This window comes from Mobilicoccus massiliensis (assembly GCF_000826525.2).
Taxonomy (GTDB): domain Bacteria; phylum Actinomycetota; class Actinomycetes; order Actinomycetales; family Dermatophilaceae; genus Mobilicoccus; species Mobilicoccus massiliensis.
Genome location: NZ_LN651330.1, coordinates 135060 through 157863 on the forward strand (window position 1 = coordinate 135060; position 22804 = coordinate 157863).

The 22804-nt window shown below is 69.2% G+C and carries 17 protein-coding genes, 3 tRNA genes and 1 pseudogene; 9 read left to right on the forward strand and 12 right to left on the reverse strand.

The genetic code is table 11. The features are described 5' to 3' along the window. Window positions 1–12: 12 nt before the first annotated feature. Together BN1197_RS10380 and BN1197_RS10385 are read right to left on the reverse strand one after the other, a co-directional pair. Window positions 13–654 carry a hypothetical protein gene (locus BN1197_RS10380; RefSeq protein ID WP_040159271.1) on the reverse strand — a complete coding sequence of 214 codons (642 nt, stop codon included), beginning with the start codon at window positions 652–654 and terminating at the stop codon, window positions 13–15. Between the two features lie 161 nt (window positions 655–815). Beyond that, window positions 816–4949 (reverse strand): (Fe-S)-binding protein, encoded by a 4134-nt coding sequence (locus tag BN1197_RS10385; RefSeq protein ID WP_040159273.1) that lies wholly within the window; start codon window positions 4947–4949, stop codon window positions 816–818. A 495-nt stretch (window positions 4950–5444) separates the two neighbouring features. On the opposite strand from BN1197_RS10385, the gene cysK reads away from it, so the two are divergent. Beyond that, window positions 5445–6380, forward strand: a complete 936-nt coding sequence (cysK, locus tag BN1197_RS10390) for a cysteine synthase A (RefSeq protein ID WP_040159275.1) — start codon at window positions 5445–5447, stop codon at window positions 6378–6380. A gap of 151 nt (window positions 6381–6531) precedes the next feature. Continuing rightward, window positions 6532–7098: pseudogene (gene epsC, locus BN1197_RS10395) on the forward strand (serine O-acetyltransferase EpsC); the annotation flags it as partial. A gap of 184 nt (window positions 7099–7282) precedes the next feature. On the opposite strand, the gene BN1197_RS10400 reads toward epsC, so the two are convergent. From BN1197_RS10400 to BN1197_RS10410, 3 genes are all read right to left on the reverse strand, one after another. Continuing rightward, the gene (locus BN1197_RS10400) at window positions 7283–7489 is read right to left on the reverse strand and encodes a hypothetical protein (protein ID WP_040159277.1); all 207 of its coding nucleotides are present in this window, start codon (window positions 7487–7489) and stop codon (window positions 7283–7285) included. Beyond that, entirely contained in the window at window positions 7486–7848 is a 363-nt protein-coding gene (locus tag BN1197_RS10405; RefSeq protein ID WP_040159279.1) for a hypothetical protein, read from the reverse strand. The genes BN1197_RS10400 and BN1197_RS10405 overlap by 4 nt, the downstream gene beginning before the upstream one ends. Window positions 7849–8106: 258 nt before the next feature. Further along, window positions 8107–8193 (reverse strand) — tRNA-Ser (locus BN1197_RS10410). Between the two features lie 159 nt (window positions 8194–8352). Here BN1197_RS10410 and BN1197_RS10415 point away from each other — a divergent pair. The 4 genes from BN1197_RS10415 to BN1197_RS10430 all read left to right on the forward strand — a co-directional run bounded on the left by BN1197_RS10415 (window position 8353) and on the right by BN1197_RS10430 (window position 11582). Next, window positions 8353–9360, forward strand: coding sequence for a LacI family DNA-binding transcriptional regulator (locus BN1197_RS10415; RefSeq protein WP_040159281.1), 1008 nt, complete (start codon window positions 8353–8355; stop codon window positions 9358–9360). 386 nt (window positions 9361–9746) lie between these two features. Further along, on the forward strand, window positions 9747–9950 hold the full coding sequence (locus BN1197_RS10420; protein WP_040159283.1) for a cold-shock protein: 204 nt from the start codon (window positions 9747–9749) through the stop codon (window positions 9948–9950). Window positions 9951–10044: 94 nt separating this feature from the next. Further along, window positions 10045–10899, forward strand: a complete 855-nt coding sequence (locus BN1197_RS10425; RefSeq protein WP_040159285.1) for a DedA family protein — start codon at window positions 10045–10047, stop codon at window positions 10897–10899. Beyond that, complete coding sequence (locus tag BN1197_RS10430) at window positions 10896–11582, forward strand: hypothetical protein (protein WP_052466489.1); 687 nt, start codon at window positions 10896–10898, stop codon at window positions 11580–11582. The genes BN1197_RS10425 and BN1197_RS10430 overlap by 4 nt, the downstream gene beginning before the upstream one ends. On the opposite strand, the gene BN1197_RS10435 is transcribed toward BN1197_RS10430, so the two are convergent. Beyond that, complete coding sequence (locus BN1197_RS10435) at window positions 11566–12990, reverse strand: LCP family protein (protein ID WP_245851886.1); 1425 nt, start codon at window positions 12988–12990, stop codon at window positions 11566–11568. The two genes, BN1197_RS10430 and BN1197_RS10435, sit on opposite strands and share 17 nt — an antisense overlap. Before the next feature lie 272 nt (window positions 12991–13262). Here BN1197_RS10435 and BN1197_RS10440 point away from each other — a divergent pair. Next, a tRNA-Ser gene (locus tag BN1197_RS10440) sits at window positions 13263–13353 on the forward strand. Between the two features lie 88 nt (window positions 13354–13441). Here BN1197_RS10440 and BN1197_RS10445 read toward each other — a convergent pair. The 5 genes from BN1197_RS10445 to BN1197_RS10465 form a co-directional block, all read right to left on the reverse strand. Continuing rightward, window positions 13442–14914, reverse strand: coding sequence for a sensor histidine kinase (locus BN1197_RS10445; RefSeq protein WP_082043796.1), 1473 nt, complete (start codon window positions 14912–14914; stop codon window positions 13442–13444). Further along, the gene (locus BN1197_RS10450; RefSeq protein WP_040159289.1) at window positions 14911–15633 is read right to left on the reverse strand and encodes a response regulator transcription factor; all 723 of its coding nucleotides are present in this window, start codon (window positions 15631–15633) and stop codon (window positions 14911–14913) included. Before BN1197_RS10450 ends, BN1197_RS10445 begins: the two co-directional genes overlap by 4 nt. A gap of 147 nt (window positions 15634–15780) precedes the next feature. Further along, a complete protein-coding gene (locus tag BN1197_RS10455; protein WP_040159291.1) occupies window positions 15781–16290 on the reverse strand; it encodes an FBP domain-containing protein in 510 nt (169 codons plus the stop codon). A gap of 444 nt (window positions 16291–16734) precedes the next feature. Beyond that, window positions 16735–18180 (reverse strand): amino acid permease, encoded by a 1446-nt coding sequence (locus tag BN1197_RS10460; protein WP_052466491.1) that lies wholly within the window; start codon window positions 18178–18180, stop codon window positions 16735–16737. A 10-nt stretch (window positions 18181–18190) separates the two neighbouring features. Further along, entirely contained in the window at window positions 18191–19570 is a 1380-nt protein-coding gene (locus BN1197_RS10465) for a tryptophanase (RefSeq protein ID WP_040159725.1), read from the reverse strand. Window positions 19571–19715: 145 nt separating this feature from the next. On the opposite strand from BN1197_RS10465, the gene BN1197_RS10470 reads away from it, so the two are divergent. Then, a complete protein-coding gene (locus tag BN1197_RS10470) occupies window positions 19716–20429 on the forward strand; it encodes a helix-turn-helix transcriptional regulator (RefSeq protein ID WP_082043797.1) in 714 nt (237 codons plus the stop codon). An 87-nt stretch (window positions 20430–20516) separates the two neighbouring features. On the opposite strand, the gene BN1197_RS10475 is transcribed toward BN1197_RS10470, so the two are convergent. Next, window positions 20517–22337 carry a phosphoenolpyruvate carboxykinase (GTP) gene (locus tag BN1197_RS10475; protein WP_052466611.1) on the reverse strand — a complete coding sequence of 607 codons (1821 nt, stop codon included), beginning with the start codon at window positions 22335–22337 and terminating at the stop codon, window positions 20517–20519. A 334-nt stretch (window positions 22338–22671) separates the two neighbouring features. Between BN1197_RS10475 and BN1197_RS10480 the strand changes: the two genes are divergently transcribed. Further along, window positions 22672–22744 (forward strand) — tRNA-Arg (locus tag BN1197_RS10480). Window positions 22745–22804: the final 60 nt, after the last annotated feature.

The window sequence follows — 22804 nt, forward strand, 5'->3', positions numbered from 1 at the left end:
ACCCGCCGCGGGTCAACGTGAGGAGTCCTCGGCGCCTCGCGGGATGCCGAGGGTGGCGAGCAGATCCTCGTGGAGCTGGATCCACACGAGGTTGAGCGAGGGCAGGTCGGGGGAGTCGACCCACGCGTTCTCGAGCGACCGCACCCGGAGGAGCGCGTCCTCCAAGCGGCGCTGATGGAGGCCGAACCGGGGGAGTGTCGCGGTGAGCTGCGCGGTGACCGGGCGCAGATCGGCGACGAGTCTGCCCAGGCCGCGGACGACCCGATCGTCGTGGGCGGCGTCGCGGTGGTCGTTCGCGGCCATCGGGTCCGCCGCGGTCGGACGAAGCTGCCAGCGGGTCATGAGGGGCCCGAGCCGGTCGTTGAGCGGGAGGAAGGCCGTGTGCGCGTCGACGACCGACTCCCGCGCACCCGTGGCGTCGAGTTCCGCGGCGAGCAAGGCCTCGTTCCGTGCCCGCCCCGCGTCCGTGAGCGACCACCCCTGGTCGCCCCCGAAGCTCGTGCGCCGCGCCCACCCGAAGGCCTCGGCGTCGAGCAGGTGCTCGCTCACCTCGTTCGGGTCCAGCGCGTAGAGCGCGGCGATCTTCTGCGGCGTCGTGAAGCCGAGCAGCCGCACACCGTGCAGGGTCAGCAGCAGCACAGGATCCGCAGTCACCTCCGGATGATCCCACCCCGGACGAGGTCGTCGTCTTCTCGGCACGCGCCGCCGTCTCCGTCGATCTCCCAGAACGTCCGGAGGAGGCGAAGCACGCGGAACGGGCCGGTGGATCGCGACGACATCGCCATCCACCGGCCCGTTCCGTGGCTGCCCGAGGTTCAGTTGCCCCCGAGAATCCGCATCGCCTCCGACGCGGCGATGGTCTTGCCGCCCGCCGCCTCGACGAGCTTGCCCCACGCGCCGGCCGCCGGCGCAGGCGTGGCCGTCGAGGGAGTCTCCGGCGCGCTCTCTCTCGGGGCCCCTGCCGTGGGCTCGGTCGCGGGCTCCGCTGTCGGTGCAACCGGTGCCTCGTCCTCGTCCTCGGCCTCGGGCGCAGTCTGCGTCGGCGTGTCGACCTGCTCCGACGCCTCCACCTGCGGCGCGTCCTGCGTCGCCGGGGTCGAGGTCATTGCCGCCTCGGCGGCCTGATCCTGCGCCTTGGCGGCATCGGTGTCCCGAGCGTCGTCGGTCTCGGTCTCGACCGCCGCTCGACCCTCTTGCTCGGCCTCGACCGCCGGTTGAGCCTCGGGCTGCGACGACGTCGTCGGCTCCGGTGGCGTCGATGCCTCGGGCTGCGGCGCGGCCGGCGGCTCGGGTGCCGGTTCGGCTGCGGGGGTCGAAGCGCTCGAGCCGCCCATCATCGCCAACGCCTCAGACGCCGACATCCGGCCCTTGGGCATCTCGACGGGCTTGGCGGGAGCCGCCTTCGCCGGAGCCGGGGTCGTCTTCGCCGACGCCGTTGTCGACGGGGCCGATGGCGGTGCCGTCGTCTCGGCCTCGGGGGCCGTTCCGGCCGCAGGTGAGGCCGTGGCGGACGACTCCGTCTTCGGCGCCGGTGCTTCCTGTGGCTCGACCGCCGCGGGTGCCTCGGCGGTCTCGACCGGTGCGGCCGGCTCCTCCGCGACGGTCGCGGGCGTGTCGGCCTCGTCCGCCGGGGCAGGGGAGGACGCCCGCATCATCGCGAGGGCCTCGGCGGCCGACATCTTGCCCTTGGGCATCTCCACCGGCTTGCTCGAACGAGCCGGTGCCGGCTTGTCCGAAGTCGCGGCGGGCGGTGCCTGAGCTGCCTGAGGCTCCGCCTGGGCCGCAACCGGGGGTTGTTCGGCCGGAGCGGCCGGTGCCTGCGCCGCAGCCGACGGCTCGGCCTCGGGGGCAGGCTCGGCGGAGGGCGCCGTCTGCCCGCCCTGCGCCTGCATCATCGCGAGGGCGTCGGCGGCCGACATCTTGCCCTTGGGCATCTCGGCAGGCTTGCCCTGCGGCGCCGAGGCCTGGGGGGCCGTACCGGCGGGCGTGGCCGTCTGTTGCGCGGCCGGAGCCTTCGCGGGTGCGCTCGCCTCGGCCCCGCCGGTCTCAGCGGTACCGGCCGCACCACCTGCGGCACCACCCATCGCGGCGAGAGCCTCGGCGGCGGACATCTTGCCCTTGGGCATGGCGGCCTTCGGGGCCTCCGCGGGGGGCGCCTGCGTCGTCGGCGACTCCGCGGCGGGAGCGGCCTCGCTCGACGCCGGGGCGGTCTCGGCCTGGCCCCCCTGTGCCTGCATCATCGCGAGGGCGTCGGCGGCCGACATCTTGCCCTTCGGTGCCGCCGCCTTGGGGGCCGCCTCCTCGCTCGCCGGCGACTGCGCCTGCGAGGGAGCCGACTCCTGCGCAGGAGCAGCACCGCCGCCCTGTGCCTGCATCATGGCGAGGGCGTCGGCGGCCGACATCTTGCCCTTCGCCTTGCCCTCCGTCGCAGCGGCCGCGGGCGCCTCGGTCTCGGCGACGGGCTGTTCGGCGGTCTCTTCGCGTGCCTGCTCGGCGGCCTCGGCCGTCTCGTCGTCGACCTCGAACTCTCCGGAGCCACCCTCGGCGGCCTCGTCCTTCGCCTCCTTCTCGACCTCGGCCGGGGTCTCGCCACCGGCCGCGCCGAACTCGCCGGCGGAGGTCACGTCGACGTCCTCGTCCGGGGCCGCGTCCGGCTCCTCACCACGACGCACGGCGGCGAGCAGCATCTGGGCGACGTCGACGACCTCGACCTCCTCGCGTGCCTCGCCGTCGGACTGCATGGCGGTGAGGCCGTCGCTGAGCATGACCCGGCAGAACGGGCAGCCGACGGCGATGCGGTCGGCGCCGGTCTCCACGGCCTCGGCGGTGCGGTTGAGGTTGACGCGGGTGCCGAGGTTCTCCTCGGCCCACATGCGGGCACCACCGGCGCCGCAGCAGAACGACTTCATGCCGTGCCGCGGCATCTCGCGCAGTTCGACCCCCGGGAGGGCGCCGATGAGCTCACGCGGTGGGGCGTACACGTTGTTGTGCCGGCCGAGGTAGCACGGGTCGTGGTAGGTGACCGACGGCGCGGTGGAGGCGACGTTCTTCGCCGACGACAGGCCGGGGTGCTCCTCGGGGCGGGCGACGGGCACGAGTCGCTTCTCGCGCACCAACCGGTTGAGGAGCTGGGTGTGGTGCAGCACCTCGTACGTGCCACCGTTCTGCGGGTATTCGTTGCGCAGGGTGTTGTAGCAGTGCGCGCAGGTGACGACGATCTTCTTGGCGCCGACCTCGTCGAGCATCTCGATGTTCTGCGCGGCGAGCATCTGGTAGAGGATCTCGTTGCCCGCGCGGCGGGCCGAGTCGCCCGTACAGGCCTCGGTCTCGCCGAGCACCGCGAACGACACTCCCGCCTCGTCGAGCAGCTCGGCGACGGCGCGGGTCGTCTTCTTCGCGCGGTCCTCGAAGGCGCCGGCGCACCCGACCCAGAACAGGTAGTCGACCTCCGAGAGGTCCTCGACGTCGCTGCCGACGACCGGGATGTCGAACTCGAGGCCCTTGGCCCAGTCCAGGCGCATCTTGGGTGCCATGCCCCATGGGTTCTGCTTGGACTCGAGGTTCTTGAACAGGCCGCCGAACTCCGTGGGGAACGCGGATTCGATGAGCACCTGGTGACGACGCATGTCGACGATCGCGTCGACGTGCTCGATGTCGACCGGGCACTGCTCGACGCACGCGCCGCACGTGGTGCACGACCACAGCACGTCGGAGTCGATGATCGCCTCGGGCCCGAGCGCGTCGTACGCCCCCAGGGGGTGCTCTGCCTCGTAGCCGGTGTCGCCGACCAGGGGCACCGTCGCGAGCTGACGGGTGTGCTCGGGCAGCGCGCCCCGCTCGTCGGCGGTGGCCTTGAGCCACGGGGACACGGCCTCGGCGTGGTCCCGCATCGTCATCATGAGCATCTTGGGCGAGAGCGGCTTGTCGGTGTTCCACGCCGGGCACTGGCTCTGGCAGCGGCCGCACTCGGTGCAGGTGGAGAAGTCGAGCAGCTGCTTCCACGTGTAGTCCTGCACGTGGCCGACGCCCATCGTCATCGTCGCCTCGTCGTCGTCGCCGGCGTCCTCCTCGGCGGCCTCCATGAGGTCTTCGAGGTTCTCGGCGGTGACGGCCTGGCCGTTCACCGTCATCGGCTGCAGCGCACCCAGGCTCGTGCGGCCGTCGGCGTGACGCTTGAACCAGATGTTGAAGAACGCGAGGAACCGGTGCCACGCGACACCCATCGTCGGGGTGAGCGACACGACGATCATCCACGTGAACGAGACGAGGATCTTGATCGCGGCGACGAGGACGATCGACTGCTCGATCCAGGTGACGCTCTGCGACATCCACAACCCGCTCAGCGGCGCGGAGAGCGGGAAGTGCAGCCAGACGTTCGTGTCGGGCTCGGTGAGGCGGACGAGCGCCGCCTCCTGGCTACGCAGCGAGAGGATGCAGATCGAGACGAGCAGGATGATGATCTCGACGAAGTACGCCTGCCACCACACGGATCCGAAGAACCGGCTGCGGCGGCCGTGATCGCCGGCGGCGCTGCGCGGGTGGTTCTTCTGGCGGATCGCCATCAGCACGAGGATGCCGATGAGGCAGCCCCACGCGAACACCTCGATGACCCACTCGAACGGCGGGAAGTGCCCGATGATCGGCAGGCGGAACTCCGGCCACACGAGCTGGAAGAACGCGTTGACCAGCGTCGTGAACAGGATGAGGAAGCCCAGCGCCGTGAACCAGTGGGCGATCGCGACCACCGGCAGCCGCGCCATGCGCGTGTGCCCGAGGAACTCCCGCAACAGCGTCGCCGTGCGTCGGCCCGGTTGCCCGGTGCGGGTGTGGTCGGGCGCGCCGGTGCGGAACAACGCGGTGTAGCGGTAGACCTGCCGGAAGAGCAGGACCCATCCGACCGTCGGGACGATGAGGCACAGGACGATCGCCGTGATCTGCAGCGCTGACATGGCTCGAGAATACGGAGTCGTTCGTGTGTTTTGCCCCGACGGACGCCGTTCGATCCCGTGGTGTGGGTGGTCTCACGGTTTTCGCCGAAACGAGGTGACCCGCCAGTAGCTTTCGAGGCTCCGGGGGATCGGGCCGCCGTCCCGTGGTCGATGGCCCGACGGCCCGCCTCATGCGCCATGTGAGCGCATCGCGCGGCGTGCTCGGTGTGAGCGAACGCACCCACGGGCGGACGCGTCCGTCACGGCCGGCCGAGGATCGTTCTCTCCCAGTCTCTTTCCGCATCGGTGCTCGTCACGGCACTGAGTCGGCGGCGCGTTCGTCTCGCATCACGGAGCCGCCCGGTTCGCGAAGCCCGGGCGGCGGATCATAAGGTGAGGTTGGAATACCGATAACGCGCTGCGGCGTTGTCGCCCATAGAGGCGACCGCACGCGCGGTCGACCACGTCTCCCGCAGCGCAGATCGACGCAGATCGAACTCGACGAAAGGCAACACCGTGCCCATTCATGACGACGTGACCCAGCTCGTCGGCAACACCCCCCTCGTCCGGGTCAACCGCACCCTCGAGGGCGTCGACGACTCCACGACCGTGGCCGCGAAGCTCGAGTTCTACAACCCCGCGAACTCCGTCAAGGACCGCATCGGTGTCGCGATCGTCGACGCGGCCGAGTCCGCAGGCGAGCTCCAGCCGGGCGGCACGATCGTCGAGGCCACCTCCGGCAACACCGGCATCGCCCTCGCGATGGTCGGCGCAGCCCGCGGCTACGACGTCGTCCTGACCATGCCCGAGACGATGAGCGCCGAACGCAAGGCCCTGCTGCGCGCATTCGGCGCCGAACTCGTCCTCACCCCCGGCCCCGAAGGCATGCGCGGCGCCGTGGAGAAGGCGGAACAGATCGTCGAGGAGCGCGGCGGAGTGCTCGCCCGCCAGTTCGCCAACGAGGCCAACCCCGCCATCCACGCGAAGACCACCGCCGAAGAGATCTGGCGCGACACCGACGGCGACGTCGACATCGTCGTCTCCGGCATCGGAACCGGCGGAACGATCACCGGCGTCGGCCGAGTGCTCAAGGAGCGCAAGCCCGGCGTCAAGATGGTCGCCGTCGAGCCCGCCGAATCCCCGATCCTCAACGGCGGCAAGCCCGGCCCCCACAAGATCCAGGGCCTCGGCGCCAACTTCGTCCCCGAGGTCCTCGACACCGGCATCTACGACGAGGTCATCGACATCGACGTCGACACCGCCGTCGAGTTCGCCCGCAAGGCCGCCACCAAGGACGGTCTGCTCGTCGGCATCTCCTCCGGCGCCGCCCTCGCCGCCGCCCAGCAGGTGGCCCGACGCCCCGAGAACAAGGGCAAGACCATCGTCGTCATCATCCCCAGCTTCGGCGAGCGCTACCTCTCCACCGTCCTCTTCCAGGGACTCACCGACTGACCCCCGCACATCCCCGATCGAAGGACGAGACATGACACAGGCAAGCTCGGTCGTCCAGGCCGCACGCAAGGCCCTGCCCACTCTCCGGCTGGTCGGGGACACGCGGGACACCCGCTACGACCCGCCCGAGGACGCCGAACGCTGCGTCGGCATCACCTGCACCCACGAAGACGGCCACCACCCGAGCGGCCCCGACCGCCGCCCCTGGTGGAAGAAGGTCAAGGACACCGTCCTCGAAGACCTCGACGCCGCCGTCGAACGCGACCCCGCCGCCACCTCCCGCGCACAAATGGCCATCGTCTCCCCAGGCCTGCACGCCATCTGGGCCCACCGCGTCGCCCACACCATGTGGCAACACGACAAACTCCGCATCCCCGCCCGAGTGCTCTCCAACATCGCCCGGACCGCCACCGGCACCGAAATCCACCCCGGAGCCACCATCGGCCGGCGGTTCTTCATCGACCACGGCATGGCCGTCGTCATCGGCGAAACCACCGAGATCGGCGACGACGTCATGCTCTACCAAGGCGTCACCCTCGGCGGCCGCACCCTCGACAAGGGCAAGCGACACCCCACCCTCGGCAGCGGCATCACCGTCGGAGCAGGCGCCAAGATCCTCGGCGCCGTCACCCTCGGAGACGGCTCGCAGATCGGCGCCAACTCCGTGGTCGTCAAGGACGTCCCGGCGAACAACGTCGCCACCGGCATCCCCGCCCGCCACCCGTCGACGCCATGTACGCCGAGCCGGCGCTCTGGATCTGACGCGTACTTGCCGCTCGGGCGCGGCCTCGCCCCGGCGTTCTTTGTTCCGTCGATTCAAGAGCTCGCTTCGCTCGCTCGAATCGACGGCGAAGGGGCCCGATCCGGTGTGGATCGGGCCCCTTCCTGCCGTGCGGCGCGGATCAGTCGGGCTCGGACGCGACGTTGTCGTCGCGGATGCCGACCGCCTCGTTCTCGGTGCGCTCCTCGGACTCCTCGAGGATGACCTCGGCCTGGTCGTCCGGATCGTCGCTGCCGGCGGCGCGCTCCTCCGGGAGGAGTTCCGCCCGGCGGGCCACGTCAGCCGGGTCGATGTCGTCGCTACCGCCGTGACCGGTGGCATCGGTCACGAGGACTGGACCTTCGTCTCCCGCGGGGAGTAGTCGCTGCCCTTCTCCTCGCCGATCATGGCGCCGTCGTTCGAGTTCCTGACCTCCGACGCCTTGTTCTTGGCGGCATCGGCGGCGGACGAGGCCTTGTCCTTGGCGGCGGAGGCCGCGTTGCCCGCAGCCGAGGAGAGCTTCGCGCCCACGTCCGGGGCCTTGTCCTTGACCGTCTCGGTCGCGGTCGACACCTTCTCCTGAACACGCGGGTCGTGCCAGAGGGCGTCCGCCTGCTTCTTCATCTCGTCGTAACGGTCACGACCGGCGCGAGTGCCGAGCACGTAGCCGACCGCGGCACCGGAGAGGAAGGCGAGCTTGAGCTTCATGGGTACATCCCTTTCGTCGACTGGAGGCGACTTTACGGGTTCACCCCGACATACGCTCCCTGTCCGACACGCCACGCCGCCACCCCAGTCCGGAGCCGCGCCGTGAAGAACCGCGTCGAGGTGGCAGCCGAGATGGCAGCCACACCGGGGTGATCACCCCACCGTGCCTGCCATCCCATCTGCCGTCATGATCACGCCACCGCCTCGACCAGGAGCGCTGCCGGAGCACCAACGAGACGGGGGAGAGGGCAGGCAGGGCGGAGGGCGTGGGATTCGAACCCACGATGCCGTTACCGACATAGCGGTTTTCAAGACCGCCGCACTAGGCCACTATGCGAGCCCTCCACGTCGAGGCCGTACAGGCATCGACGGATCCACGTTACCCGCGCAGGCCGCCCGATCCCGAACCCGATCGGGTCAGGCATTCGCGACATCCGCGTGCGGAACCGAAGAGATCCGCGAAGGAGAGCCCGCTTGCGCCGCTTTTTGCGCAACGATGGAGGTATGGCGGCGGTGACGATGACGATGGTGGCGCGGGAGGCGGGAGTCTCGGTCAGCACGGTCTCCCATGTCATCAACGGCACGCGCCCGGTGGCGGCGCACACGAGTCGGCAGGTCCGGCAGGCGATGGAACGGCTCGGGTTCACCCACCAGCCGGTGGCGCGGTCGCTGGCCGCGGGGGCGACGACGACGATCGGGGTCGCGATCCCACTCTCCGGAGATCCGTTCCACCAGGAGTTGTTCGCGGGCATCGAGGGTGAGGCGCGGCGCCAGAAGTTCGCGGTGCTCGTCTCCGACACCTCCGACGACCCCGAGCGCGAACGCGCCGCCGTGGCCAACCTCGTCGCCCATCACGTGCGGGGCATGCTCATCTCGCCCACCGCAGGATGGACGTCGGGAGCGGCCAAGGTCATCCGTGAACACCGGCTCGCGTGCGTGCTCGTCGATCGTCTCCAGCGCGCGCAGTTCGATCAGGTCGGCGTCGAGAACGAGCGCGCGACGGTGACCCTCGTCGAGCACCTGCTGACCAAAGGCCATCGGCGCATCGCGTGCATGTCGGGGCGGCAGGGCTTGTCGACGACGGAGGAGCGCATCGCCGGGTATCGGGCGGCGATGGACGCTGCCGGGGTCGCGGTCGACGAGTCACTCGTCGTCAGTGGCGACTCGACGGATACGGGCGGCCGCCGGGCGATGCGCGCACTACTCGCTCTGCCCGAGCGCCCCACGGCGGTGTTCATCGCCAACGACTCGATGAGTATGGGCGCCTTGCGAGCCCTGAACGAGGCGGGCTGCCTGATTCCCGACGACATCGCGGTGGTCTGCTTCGACGACCCGCCGTGGGGAGACCTGTGCAGCCCCGGCCTCACGGCCATCGCCCAGCCGACCTTCGCCATGGGAGCCCGGGCGGTTCAGTTGCTGGCCAAGCGCATCGAGGATCCGGAAGCCACACCGTCGACCCTGCGTCTGCGTGGTGAGGTCACCCACCGCGGTTCGTGCGGCTGTCGCGGGTGACGGCGACCTGCTCGCCGGTCGAGAACGTGGGGCCCGCAGACGCACCCCCGGCCGTCACGACTCGTTCATCGGGACGTTCCCCAGGCGTGGCCGTGGGGTACCATCACGGTCATCGACACTTGAGAATGACGACGCCACCAGGGGCTTTGCGACCGCCGGATCCGCCGGAACGGTTCCTCCTCCCCCCTGCTGTATGGCGTCTTGTCGTGCTAACGTGATCGCGGTTGCAAGTGCAGTTCCTCGCAGTACGGCTACGGTCGCCGGCGCGTGTGCTTCGCTCTGGCGTAGTGCACAGGTGTCCCGCTCGACGTAGGGGTCTCGTGCGGCAGCCGGGACGCCGCGAAGTGCGACGTCCATCGCCACACCAGTAGAGAGTTGTTTTCCCCATGGCACAGGGCACCGTCAAGTGGTTCAACGCTGAGAAGGGCTTCGGCTTCATTGCGCAGGATGGGGGTGGCCCCGACGTCTTCGTGCACTACTCCGCGATTCAGACGAACGGCTACCGCTCGCTCGATGAGGCGCAGCGTGTCGAGTTCGAGGTCACGCAGGGTCCGAAGGGTCCGCAGGCCGACAACGTCCGCCCGCTCTGATCATCACAGACTTCCGCGAAGGGCTCCCGGTCATCACCGGGGGCCCTTCGCGCATGTCGGGGCTCCTCAGCAGGGGTGACCTACCCTGAAGGGCGTGAGCGACGACGAACACCGCCGCGACGTGACGCCGGCCGCAGAACACGGCGCGAGACGCCCGACTCCCGACCTCGGCGATCTTCCCTCGGCGCGTGGCTCGTCCACGTCCGAGGAGTCCCGGGACCGGCCCGCGCCGGGTGCGCAGGGGGGCTCCGGCAGCTCCGCGCAGGCCGCGTTCTGGCCGGAGGACTACACGCCGGGCCGCGCCGACTACGTGTGCATGACCCTCCTGGCTCTGAGCGCCGTCTACGGCATCGTGATCATGCTGGCGCGGCCGACGCTGCTGGCGTTCAACCCGCTCGTGCTCGCCACGTTGTCGGGCAGCCGCAGTGCGCTGGTGACGATCGGAGCCCAGCACGCGGTGGGCGCGACCGGTCTCGTGGTGGTCGTCGCCGCGTTCGTGCTCTCGACGATCAGCGTCATCAAGCTGGACCTGCTCTTCTGGTGGGCGGGCCGTCTGTGGGGGGACTTCTTCATCGTGAGCCTCGTCGGTGACTCCGCGCGCAAGGCCAAGCAGGCCGCGCGGGCGGAGGCGCTGGCGCGGCGGTACGCGACGCTCGCGATCGTGCTGTGCAACGTACCCATCCTGCCGATCCCTCGCAGCCTCGTGTGCGCGGTGCTCGGAGTGTCGGGTACCTCGTTCCGCAAGTTGCTGGTGGTCGACCTGGTCGCCGCCGGGATCGTGCAGGCACTGTGGCTCTATCTCGGGTTCCGCATCGGTGAGCCGGTCGTGCAGGCCGTCGAGGTCATCGCGCGCTACTCGCTGTGGTTGACCCTGGCGATCTTCGTCGTCATCGTCCTCGGAGCCATGCGCAAGTCCCGCTCGCGGGCCCGGGCGGCCGGCGACGCATGAGCCTCGCGAGCGGGCCGGGTGCGACGCGCACGCGCCTCGAGGCCGTCGTCGCGGCCGGGCTCGTCGTCGTCACGATCTACGGATTCGTCGCGGTGCCGCTGCGGGCCTGGCTGCTCGGTCTCGACCCAGCGGCACTGGCGGCGATCACGGGCAGCCGCCCGGCCCTCGTCGCGGTCGGAGCCTTGGCCGCCGCCGAGGGGCGGGCGTGGCTGTGGCCGCTGCTCGTCGCCACTGTGTCGATCCTCAAGTTCCACTGGGTGTTCTGGTGGGCCGGGCGGTTGTGGGGTGAGCACGCGCTCGTGCGGGTCGCGGGTGACACTCCTCGCGCGCGGCGACGTATCGCGCGGGCGGAGGCACTCGTGCGTCGTTACCAGGTGCCCGCGATCGCCGTGACCTACGTGCCCCTGCCGGTCGCGCGCGAGCTCGTCATCGTCGCACTCGGCACGGCGGGCCGCCGGTTTCGCGTCTTCGTCGCGCTCGACCTCGCGGCCGCTGCGGTGACCCAGAGCCTGTGCGTTCTGCTGGGTGCGTGGCTCGGTGAGTCCGCGGTCGTCGTCGTCAAGCAGTACGCGATCTACGCGGGTTGGGTCGCGCTCGTCGCGCTGGCGGCGATGACGGTGGCGGCGCTGCGTGCGTGGCGCCGTCGGCGCCGTGACGGCGACGAGGTCAGCACGCGTCGTTGACGTTGACCAGCCCCTGCTTGGGCTCGTGCGTGGTCGGTGAGCCCGAAGGAGTGCTCGTCGGGGTGGGGCTCTGGGTGCGCGTCCCGCTGCCGGACGGTGTGGGCGTGCCCTCGGCCGGGGCGGGCGAGATCGCGTTCTGGACGATCTCTCGCATGTGGTCGAAGTCGGGGTCGGTCACCTTGACGATCTTGTTCGTGAACGGCAGCGAGCGGATCTTGCCCTCCTGCATGCGCGACACGAGTTGCGCCCACGCCCCGAGGTGTTGTTCGGGCACGTCGGTGTACACGTGGTCCTTCGCGACCTTGGCCAGGGCGGGGTACCGCTCGAGCATGACGGCCGGGTTCACCTGCTTGACCAGCGCGCCGACCATGCAGCGTTGCCGGGCCATGCGGTTGAAGTCGTCGGTGGTGGCTCGCGAACGCGAGTACCACATGGCCGTGTAGCCGTCCATGTGCTGCGGGCCCGGCTCGATCCACCCCGAGATCGAGCCCGGGACGATGCGTCCGTTCTCGACCTTGCCGCCGATCGGGATGCGCTCCTTGACGTCGATGTCGACTCCACCCATCGCGTCCACGAGAGCCGAGAAGCCGCGGATGTCGATGACGACCGTGTAGTCGATGCCGATGCCGAGGATCTCCGAGAGCGTCAGACGCGTCGCGGTGAGGCCGGGCATCGGGTCGCCGGGGAAGAGGGCCTTGTGCTTGTCGCCCTCGTTCCACACCTCGTTGAGCAGGCACTTGTCGCCGCAGTCGTAGCCGTTCGGATACACCTGCGAGAGCGGATTGGCCGGCCCGAAAGGCACCTTCTCCAGGTTGCGGGGGATGCCGAAGAGCACGCTGTTGCCGGTCCGGGTGTCGATGCTCGCGACGATCATCGAGTCGGTACGGATGCCGGGGCGCCCGGGGTAGGCGTCGGAGCCGATGAGCATGACGTTGACCCGCGGGACGTTGCGCCAGGCGTCCTCACCGCTGCCGAGGGGGGTGGCTGCGCCGTCGCCGCGGCGGATGCCGCCGTGGGCGAAGATCGAGGAGACCGTGTCGCGGTGGATCATCACGTACTGCAGCGCGGGGGCGGCCGGGGCCATGATCGCGAGCACGAGGATCGTCGTGAACAGCGAGGCGAAGACGCGTTTGCCGGTCTGCGGGCGGGTGGGCCAGTTGACCACGGCGGTGTGCACGACGGAGATCGCGAGCACGATCAGCGCGGCGATGCCCACGCCGACCAGCGCGAGGAGCAGGTTGGGGCGCACCCCGAGGTAGAGCGCGGCGTCGGTCGGCCCCTCGACGTAGACGTAGGCGGCGGCCGCGACGACGGCGGCGACGAAGAGCGCGAGCAGGGTTCCGCCGATGACCCGGCGGTTGCTCAGCAGCAGGCCCGAGCCGGGGAGGATCGTGCCCAGCGTCGTCATCCCGACGAGTCGGCCGAGGCCTCGCCGGGGCCCGCCGTCCGGATGCGCACCGGTCATCGTGTGTGTTCCCTCCCCGCGTCCCGTGACGCAATCCCACCAATTCTGCACCGGTCATCGGCAGTTTCCACACTGTTCTGCGTGCATTGGTGGCCTGATGCCGGTCCAGGTCTTCATGACTCAACGGTCGGCGGGGCGGTTTTGTGCCCCAGGGAGTCTCCCGGGTAGGCTGGCCTCTGCCGTTCTTCGCGCCTCCTGAGGGCGAGTTGCGGCGTGGAGGCGTCGCCTAGTCCGGTCTATGGCGCCCGCCTGCTAAGCGGGTTTGGGGGTTAAACCCCATCGAGGGTTCAAATCCCTCCGCCTCCGCAGACAGACCGCTCGTGTCGGCCACGATCACCGTGCCCTCACGAGCGGTCTTTGCATGCCCCGGCAGTGCGTTCGTGGTCGGGTCTGCTCACCCACGTGGCAGCCGCAGCGTGAAGCACGTGCGTCCCGGTCGGGAGTCCACCGCCACCTCACCGCCGTGCGCGAGCGCCACGGCCTGCACGATCGACAGGCCGAGCCCGGTCGAGCCGCCATGGCGATGGCGAGCGGTGTCACCACGGGAGAAGCGCTGGAAGATCGTCGGCAGCACGCTCGGGTCGATGCCTGGGCCGTCGTCGGTGATCGTGACGACGGCGCCCTCGCCGTCCGGGTGCAGTGCCCCGGTCACCGTCGTGCCGGGTGGGGTGTGCAGCCGCGCGTTGGCCAGGAGGTTGACGAGCACCTGGGTCAGCCGCGCCCGGTCGCCGGTCACCTCGACGGGCTCGTCGGGCAGCTCGAGCCGCCACGTGTGCTCGCGGCCGACGATGCGGGCGTCGCTCACGGTCTCGACGAGGAGCATCGCGAGGTCGACCGGCTCGCGCTCCAGCTCCCGCCCCGCGTCGAGACGCGCGAGCAACAGCAGGTCCTCCACGAGCGCGGCCATGCGTCCGGATTCCGACTCGACGCGCGTGAGGGACGTGCGCACCTCGCCGGGCAGCCGCGGGTCGCGCAGGGACAGCTCGGTGTAGCCGCGGATCGACGAGAGCGGTGTGCGCAACTCATGGCTCGCGTCGGCGACGAACCGCCGCAACTGCCCTTCGCTCTCCTGCCGGTGACGTAGAGAGGCGTCGACGTGCTCGAGCAGGTCGTTGAGCGCGGCGCCGACCTGCCCCACCTCGGTGCGGCGGTCGGTGTCGCGGGCGGGGACGCGCTCGGCGAGCGTGACCTCTCCGCTGGAGAGCGGAAGCCGTGAGACGCGGGTGGCGGTCGCGGCCACCCGGTCCAGCGGCCTCAGCGCACGGCCCACGAGCCAGGCCGTGCCCAGCCCGACGAGGACGAACCCGAGCAGGCCGAGGCCGGCGGTGATGATCCGCATCTGCCGGACGGAGTCGAGCAGCGGCTGCAGCGGTAGACCGGCGACGACGCGCCGACCGTCCGGAGTCGTCGACCCCACGAGCCGGTAGGCGCCGAACGGTTCACCGAGATCGACCGTCGAGGGTCGGCTCGTGAGCCCGGCCTGCAGCAGGGCCTGCACCTGCGGTGGGTTGAGAGATCCGGTCTCGTCGTGTCGCACGGTGACGGTGTTCGTCACCACCGTCGATCCGTCGACGACGACGACGAGCATGTCGGCGAGCGGACGGCCGTTCGACGGCGGCCCGCCGTGGTTCTGCGGGCCTCGGGGGCCGAGGACGCGGGTGGCCGTCGTCGCGACGCGGGCGTCGAGCTCGGCCATGAGGCTGCGCTCGAGCAATGCGCTCATCCCGATCCCGCTGCCGAGCGTCACGAGGGCGAACAACGTGACGATCGAGGTGACGAGTGTGCGGCGCAGGGTCCACGCCCGACCGCGGCGACGTGCGACCTCCGGATGGGCGTCGAGCACGACACCCGAGACGGCCGTGCTCACGAGGCCGGCTTGAGCACGTAGCCGGCGCCACGCATCGTGTGGATCATCGGATCCCGGCCCGCGTCGATCTTCTTGCGCAGGTAGGAGACGTAGAGCTCGACGACGTTGGCCTGACCGCCGAAGTCGTAGTTCCACACGCGGTCGAGGATCTGTGCCTTGCTCAACACCCGCCGTGGGTTGCGCATGAAGTAGCGCAGGAGTTCGAACTCCGTGGCGGTCAGAGTGATCTCGTCACCGCCGCGAGTGACCTCGTGGGAATCCTCGTCGAGCGTGAGATCGCCGACGACGAGGAGTGCGGAGGAGTCGTCGGTGCTCGCCGCGGTGCGCCGCATGAGTCCCCGGACGCGCGCGACGACCTCTTCGAGGCTGAACGGCTTGGTGACGTAGTCGTCGCCGCCCGCGGTGAGACCCGCCACCCGGTCCTCCACGGCGTCACGGGCGGTGAGGAACAACACCGGCACGTGCGGGTCCTCCGCCCGCATCCGCCGCAGCACCTCCATGCCGTCGAAGTCGGGCAACATCATGTCGAGGACGACCGCGTCGGGTCGGAACGACTTCGCCTCACGCACCGCGACCAGGCCTGCGGCCGCGCTGCGTACCTCCCAGCCCTCGTAGCGCATCGCCATCGACAGCAACTCGGTGAGGTTGACCTCGTCGTCGACGACGAGCACCCGCAGGGGTGAGCCGTCGGGCCGGGTGAGACGTGCGGTGGTCGTCATGTCATCCAGTGAACCCCCGACGGGGCCGTCTTCTGCTGTGCCGCGCCTGTGGAGGAGCTGTGCGGATGAGAGTCGCCGGCGAGCATGCCGGGTCGGGCGGGGCTACGGCCATGCCGACGCCGACCACGCCGACACGGCCGCTGCACCTCAGTCGTCGCGCATCACTTGATGGATGAAGCGTGCGACACGCTCGCGCAATCCTTCGATGCGTAGCCCGGTCCAGAACTCTCGTTCCTCCGCAGTCGCTTGATCGCCGATCTCGCTTCTCGAGGGGGCCCGCCGGACGTTGGACGAGCAGGCGAAGCCGGCGCAGGCGAGGGTGCCGATCGTGCCCCCATCTCGGCCGGCCTTTCCTGCAAGTGGCGCAATCACCATGCGCACGTTGTCGGTCGCCTTGACGTCCTCGCACCACACGCAGATGGCCTTGCGATTGGTGGGGGCACCGCTTCCGGCCGCACGCAGGAGGATGCCGCGTACGGTGCCGTCCACATGCATGACGACATAGGAGATTCCGGGGCGCTTGGCGTCGGTCCAGCCGAGGTAGTCGAGGGAGCCCCAATCGAGGTGGTCCAGCTCGGGGATGGTCGCTCGGTTGGCCTCACCCTTGGAGGCGTTGACGAAGGAACTGCGGATCTGCTGCTCGGTGATGGGTTGCACGGTTGACTCGATTCGTGACGCAGGGCGCGCACGCCCACCGCCGGACGAGTCCCTTCCGGAGTCGTTCTAGAGCGTGGGGGGCGTGCACAGGAAGAATGGAGGAAGCGAGACGTGCTCTGCGCAGCAGGCCATGACGGCCACCTCCCCTTCTCGCCCCTCGGCGCGGTGCTCTCGATCGAGTCGTCGTCGTTCACCCCGACCCTCGGGGAACGATCTCGCATCAGTACACCTGCGGCCAGGATCTCTCGTCAAACGGGCAGGCGTTCTGGACGGGCAGTGATGTTCCGGCCACCCGCCGCGCGGCAGAGCCCCCACTGAACCCGACACGGAACACCCCGACGGGGCCGTCTTCTGCTGTGCCGCGCCGTGGAGCGGCCGTGCGGGTGAGAGCCGCCGACGAGCCTGCCGGGTCGGGCGGGTGCCGCTCGACCCGGCAGGGTGCGGTCAGGCGTGAGGGGAGGTCGCCTGCCGGGGAGGCGATGCGTCCGCCGCCTCGGTGCGGCGCCGGCCGGCCCGGGACCGCACGAGGTAGCCCAGGCCCACGATGCCGACCCACGCCAGGCCGTACAGCGGGGTGAATCGGCTGGAGGGTTGGGTCGTCATGACGAACACGACGAACGCGAGAAAGGCGAGGACGACGTAGTTGGCGATCGGGAAGAACGGCATGCGGAACCCGAGTCGCGCGACACCCTCCGGCCCGATCCGTCTGCGGAAGAGGATCTGGGTGATGAGGATCATCGTCCAGTTGAAGATGCCCGCCATGAGCGCGATCGGGACGAGCAGGAGGAAGACCTTCTCTCCGAGGACGAAGACCATCACCACTGCGACGCCGGTGACCGCGGACGAGACGAGCACGCCGACGTAGGGCGACCCGCTCTGGTTGAGCCTGGTGAGGAACGCCGGGGCGTCACCGCGCAGCGCGAGGCTGTAGAGCATGCGGCCGTTGCTGTAGAGGCCGCTGTTGTAGGCCGACACCGCAGCCGTGAGGACGACGATGTTGAGGATCGTCGCGGCCGCCGGAATGCCGAGCTGGTCGAAGATGAGCACGAACGGACTGTGCTTCTCGTCGAGGGTGTTCCACGGCACGAGGCAGAAGACCACGAACAACGCTCCGATGTAGAAGATGAGAATCCGGTAGACGACCTGGTTGATCGCCTTCGGGATCGTCGTGCGGGGGTTGTCGGCCTCACCGGCCGTGATGCCGATGAGTTCGACACCGCCGAAGGCGAACATCACGACCACGAGTGCGCTGAGCATTCCCCACAGGCCGTTCGGCATGAAGCCGCCGTGCGCCCACAGGTTGCTCGTGCCCACCGCGTCGCCGCGTCCGCCCACGATGAGGAACAGGCCGAGAGCGATCATCGCGATGATCGCGATCACCTTGATGATCGCGAACCAGAACTCGAACTCGCCGTAGGCCTTCACGTCGATGAGGTTCACGGCCGTGATGATGACGAGGAAGACCGCCGCCGTGATTCCCGGGTGCACGTCGGGCAACCAATAGTTGACGTAGATCCCGACGACCGACAGCTCTGCCATCGACACGAAGATGTAGTTGAACCAGTAGTTCCATCCGGAGAAGAATCCCGGAAAGCGCCCCCAGTTCTCGGTCGCGTAATAGCTGAACGCTCCCGACACCGGCGTGTGCCACGACATCTCGCCGAGGGCACGCATGACGATGAGGATCGCGAGACCGCCGAGTGCGTACGTGAGCAGGACGGACGGGCCCGCGATCTGCGCGCTCCCGGCGGAGCCGTAGAAGAGGCCCGTGCCGATCGCCCCGCCGAGAGCGATCATCTGGATGTGCCGATTCTGCAGGTTGCGGCGGAGGCCGGGGGTGCCGGTCACCGCGTCAGGGGCGCTCGGCCCCTGACCCGGTCGGGTACTCATCGTCGCTCCTTCAATCCACGGGGCGCAGCTTGGAGGTGAAGTGGCGCAGGACCTTGGGCTCCCACGTGATCTCGTAGCCCTTGACCTGCTCGGCGCGCTTCTTGATCTCACCGAGGGCCTCGGCGATGACGTCGAGGTGGGCCTGGGTGTAGACGCGGCGGGGGATCGCGAGGCGCGTGAACTCCAGCGGCGCCTGCTGCTCCTCTCCCGTCTCGGGGTTGCGGTCCATGAGGTAGGAGCCGATGTCGCACCCGCGGATGCCCGCCTCGATGTAGAGCTCGACCGCGAGGGCGTGGCCGGGGTATCCGTTCCAGGGCAAGTGGGGCAGGAGTTTGCCGGCGTCGATGAAGATGGCGTGGCCACCGGCGGGTCGCTGGTAGGGGATGCCGAACTCGTCGAGTCGCGCGCCGAGGTAGGCGACCTGGCCGAGCCGGTACTCCAGGTGGTCCTCGTCGAGACCCTCCACGAGTCCGACGGCGAGAGCGGCGAGGTCACGCCCCGACAGGCCGCCGTAGGTGATGTAGCCCTCGCTGGAGATGACGAGCGACCTCACGTCCGGAACGTGCTCACCCTCCTCGCGAACCCCGAGGAGGCCACCCATGTTGGTCACGGCGTCCTTCTTGGCGCTCATCGTGAAGATGTCGGCGTAGGAGAAGAACTCCTTGGTGATCTCGCGCGTGCTCTTGTCGGCGTACCCCTCCTCGCGCGACTTGATGAAGAAGGCGTTCTCGGCGAAGCGGGCGGCGTCGATGACGAGCGGGATGTTGTGCCGGGCGGCGACCTCGGCCGTGGCCTTCATGTTCGCCATCGAGACCGGCTGACCACCGACGGAGTTGTTCGTGATCGTCATGACGATGCCGGCGATGTTCTCCACGCCCAGTTCGTCGATGTACGCCTCGAGGCGGCCGACGTCCATGTTGCCCTTGAAGGGGGCCTCGTGCATCGAGTCGAGCCCCTCGGGGCACACGCAGTCGACCGGGCGACCGCCCGCGAGGCCGACGTGGGCGCGGGTGGTGTCGAAGAACGTGTTGGAGATGACGAACTGGCCGGGTTTCTCGATGAGGACGGGAAAGAGGACCTTCTCGGCCGCGCGGCCCTGGTGAACCGGCTGGATCCACTCGTACCCGAACAGTTCGCGGGCGTTGTCGAGGAGCTGGTAGTAGCTGCGGCCACCGGAGTAGGACTCGTCGCCGGTCAGCATGGCAGCCCACTGGGTGTCGCTCATCGCGTTCGTGCCGCTGTCGGTGAGCAGGTCGATGTAGACGTCCTCCGCCTTGAGGGAGAACAGGTTGTAGCCGGCCTCAGCGATGAGCTTCCGCCGCTCCTCCTCCGTCGTCATGCGGATGGGCTCGACCATCTTGATCTTGAAGGGTTCGGGAATGTAGCGCATCACTGCCTCCTTGGGCATGCCGCCGAGGAGGCCTCGACGGCGTCGTCACTGGCTGATGTTGAGCACTTCAACAGTACGACCAAGGCCCTTCACGTGTAGCCGTATTCTCAACTTCGTGTTGAAGTCTGCGGGTAGGATCGTGGGCATGGCCAACGCGAAGGGCGAGGCGGCGCAGACGCGTGGGCGACTCTCCCTGCCCGATCCCGACCCCGACGAGGCGCGGCGCATCCTCGACGAGCTCTCCGGCCTCGTCGAGCCGTTGCACGCGTCGATCCCGGGTGCGAACGAGGTCCTCCTGCACGACCTGGCGCGGCTGCCCAACTCGGTGATCGCCATCGCAGGAGAACTCACCGGGCGCAGCGTGGGGTCACCGGCCACCGACACGCTGCTGCGCGCGGTCGCCCGGGGCGAGGTCGACACGATGGTCGCCTACGAATCCCGTCTGCCGGGAGGGCGTGAGCTGCGCTCCACGACGATCATCTCGCGCGATTCCGGTGGCGTACCGGTCGCCGCGTTGTGCATCAACGTCGACGTGACCATGTGGCGCGCCGTCCACACGCTCGCTTCCTCCATGCTCCCGGCGCAGCCCCTCGGCCCGAGCGCATCGGCCGAGGACGGGGAGGCCTTCGTCGGCGACATCGACGGGCTGGCACAGCACCTGCTGGCGCAGGCCATCGGAGCGAGCGAGGCCCCCGTCGAGCTGATGCAGAAGCGCCACAAGCTCGCCGTCGTCCAGGATCTCAAGGACCGGGGGTTCTTCATGCTCAAGGAGAGCGTCGAGACGGCCGCGCAGGCACTCGGGGTCACCCGCTTCACGATCTACAACTACCTCAACGAGCTGGAGGCCGACGGCCGCTGAGGCGCCCGCCTCGACGACCGCGGTGAGCGACGCGAAGGGCCGGCCGCCTCCTGACGGAGACGGCCGGCCCTTCGTTCGAGCGGGGGATCAGCCCTCGATGTTCTTCTTGAGCGTCGCGAGCTCGTTCTTGAGCTCGGTGGGCAGGCGGTCGCCGAACTTGGCGAGCCACTCCTCGATCATCGGGAGCTCCTTCTTCCACGCCTCCTCGTCGTAGGCGATCGCGTCGGCGACCTCCTGGGGCGTCATGTCGAGGCCCTCGACGTCGATGTCCTCGGCCTTGGGCAGCAGGCCCACCGGCGACTCCTCGGTCTCGACCTTGCCCTCGAGGCGGTCGACGACCCACTTGAGCACGCGGCTGTTGTCACCGAAGCCCGGCCACAGGAACTTGCCGTCCTCGCCCTTGCGGAACCAGTTGACCTGGTAGATCTTGGGCAGCTTCGCGCCCTCGGTCTTGCCGATGTCGATCCAGTGCTGGACGTAGTCGGTGGCGCTGTAGCCGATGAACGGCAGCATCGCCATCGGGTCGCGGCGCACCACGCCGACGGCGCCGGCCGCCGCGGCGGTGGTCTCCGAGGAGAGCGTCGTGGCGATGAACGTGCCGTGGTTCCAGTCACGGGCCTCGTAGACCAGCGGGATGGTGGTGGCCCGGCGCCCGCCGAACAGCATCGCGTCGATCGGCACACCGTTCGGGCTGTCGTACTCCTCGGCCGCGATCGGGCACTGCTTGATGGGCGTGGTGAACCGGGCGTTGGGGTGGGCGGCCTTGTCGGCGGACTCCGGGGTCCACTCGTTGCCCTTCCAATCGATGAGCTCGGCCGGCTTCTCGTCGGTCATGCCCTCCCACCACACGTCGCCGTCCTTGGTGCGGGCGACGTTGGTGAAGATCGAGTTGCCCCGCTCGATCGTCTCCATGGCGTTGGAGTTGGTCGACCAGCCCGTGCCGGGCGCGACGCCGAACAGGCCGAACTCGGGGTTGACGGCGTAGAGACGACCGTCCTTGCCGAACCGCATCCAGGCGATGTCGTCGCCGACCATCTCGGCCTTCCAGCCCTCGATCGTGGGCTCGAGCATGGCGAGGTTGGTCTTGCCGCACGCGCTGGGGAACGCGGCCGCGATGTAGTGCGTCTTACCCTCGGGCGAGGTGAGCTTGAGGATGAGCATGTGCTCGGCCATCCAGCCCTCGTCGTGCGCGATGGCCGAGGCGATGCGCAGCGCGTAGCACTTCTTGCCGAGCAGCGCGTTGCCGCCGTATCCCGAGCCGTAGCTCCAGATCGCGCGGTCCTGCGGGAAGTGCGAGATGTACTTGGTCTCGCTGCAGGGCCACGGCACGTCCTCCTGGCCCTCCTCCAGGGGAGAGCCGACGGAGTGGAGGCACTTGACGAAGTCGGCGTTCGTGGCCTCCATCTTCTTGAGGATGTCGGCGCCGATGCGGGCCATGATCCGCATGTTCGTAACGACGTAGGCGGAGTCGGAGAGTTCGACGCCGTACTTGGGGTCGTCGGCGTCGAGGTGACCCATGACGAACGGGATGACGTACATCGTGCGGCCCTTCATGCAGCCGCGGTACAGCTCGGTCATCTCCGACTTCATCTTGTCGGGGTCCATCCAGTTGTTAGTGAACCCGGCCGCGTCCTCGTTCTCGGTGCAGATGAACGTGCGGTCCTCGACGCGGGCGACGTCCTTGGGATCGCTCGCGGCCCAATAGGAGTTGGGCTTCTTGCTCTCGTCGAGCTTGACGAAGGTGCCCGCCTCGACGAGTTCGCCTGCCAGGCGGTCGTACTCCTCCTGCGAGCCGTCGATCCAGACGATCCTGTCGGGCGTGGTGAGGGCGGCGACCTCCTCGACCCAGGCCGCGAGCCCCTGGTGGGTGGTGCCCCCTGTAGTGGGAATGTCCGTCGAGGTCGTCATGGTCTTCGCCATCCCTTTCGTGGTCTCTCCGGTGAGTCACGTCCATGTCCAGCGTAGGCATGTCCGCTGATCAGCGCCCCGCCGTCCCGTCGGCGCCGGTGGGCGTGTCCGACACGTGGACGTGATGTGAGCACTCACGGTACCGGGGGCAGTGGGCCTACGCGCCTCCCGGAGGTCCCGCGACCGACCCGCAGAGGTGTGAGTCGCCTCACCCCAGGTCGGGTGCGGTGGCGGCCCGGGAGGGCTGCAGCGATGGACGATCGCCCGATTCGCATTCTCGGGGGCGCGCGGGTAGAGTCTTTCGACGTCGCCACCGGTCGTCACCGAGCGACGAGCGCCCGTAGCTCAACGGATAGAGCATCTGACTACGGATCAGAAGGTTAGGGGTTCGAATCCCTTCGGGCGCGCAGACGAAAAGAGTCCCGAACGCCTCCGCGTTCGGGACTCTTTTGCTGTTCCGGTGTCTG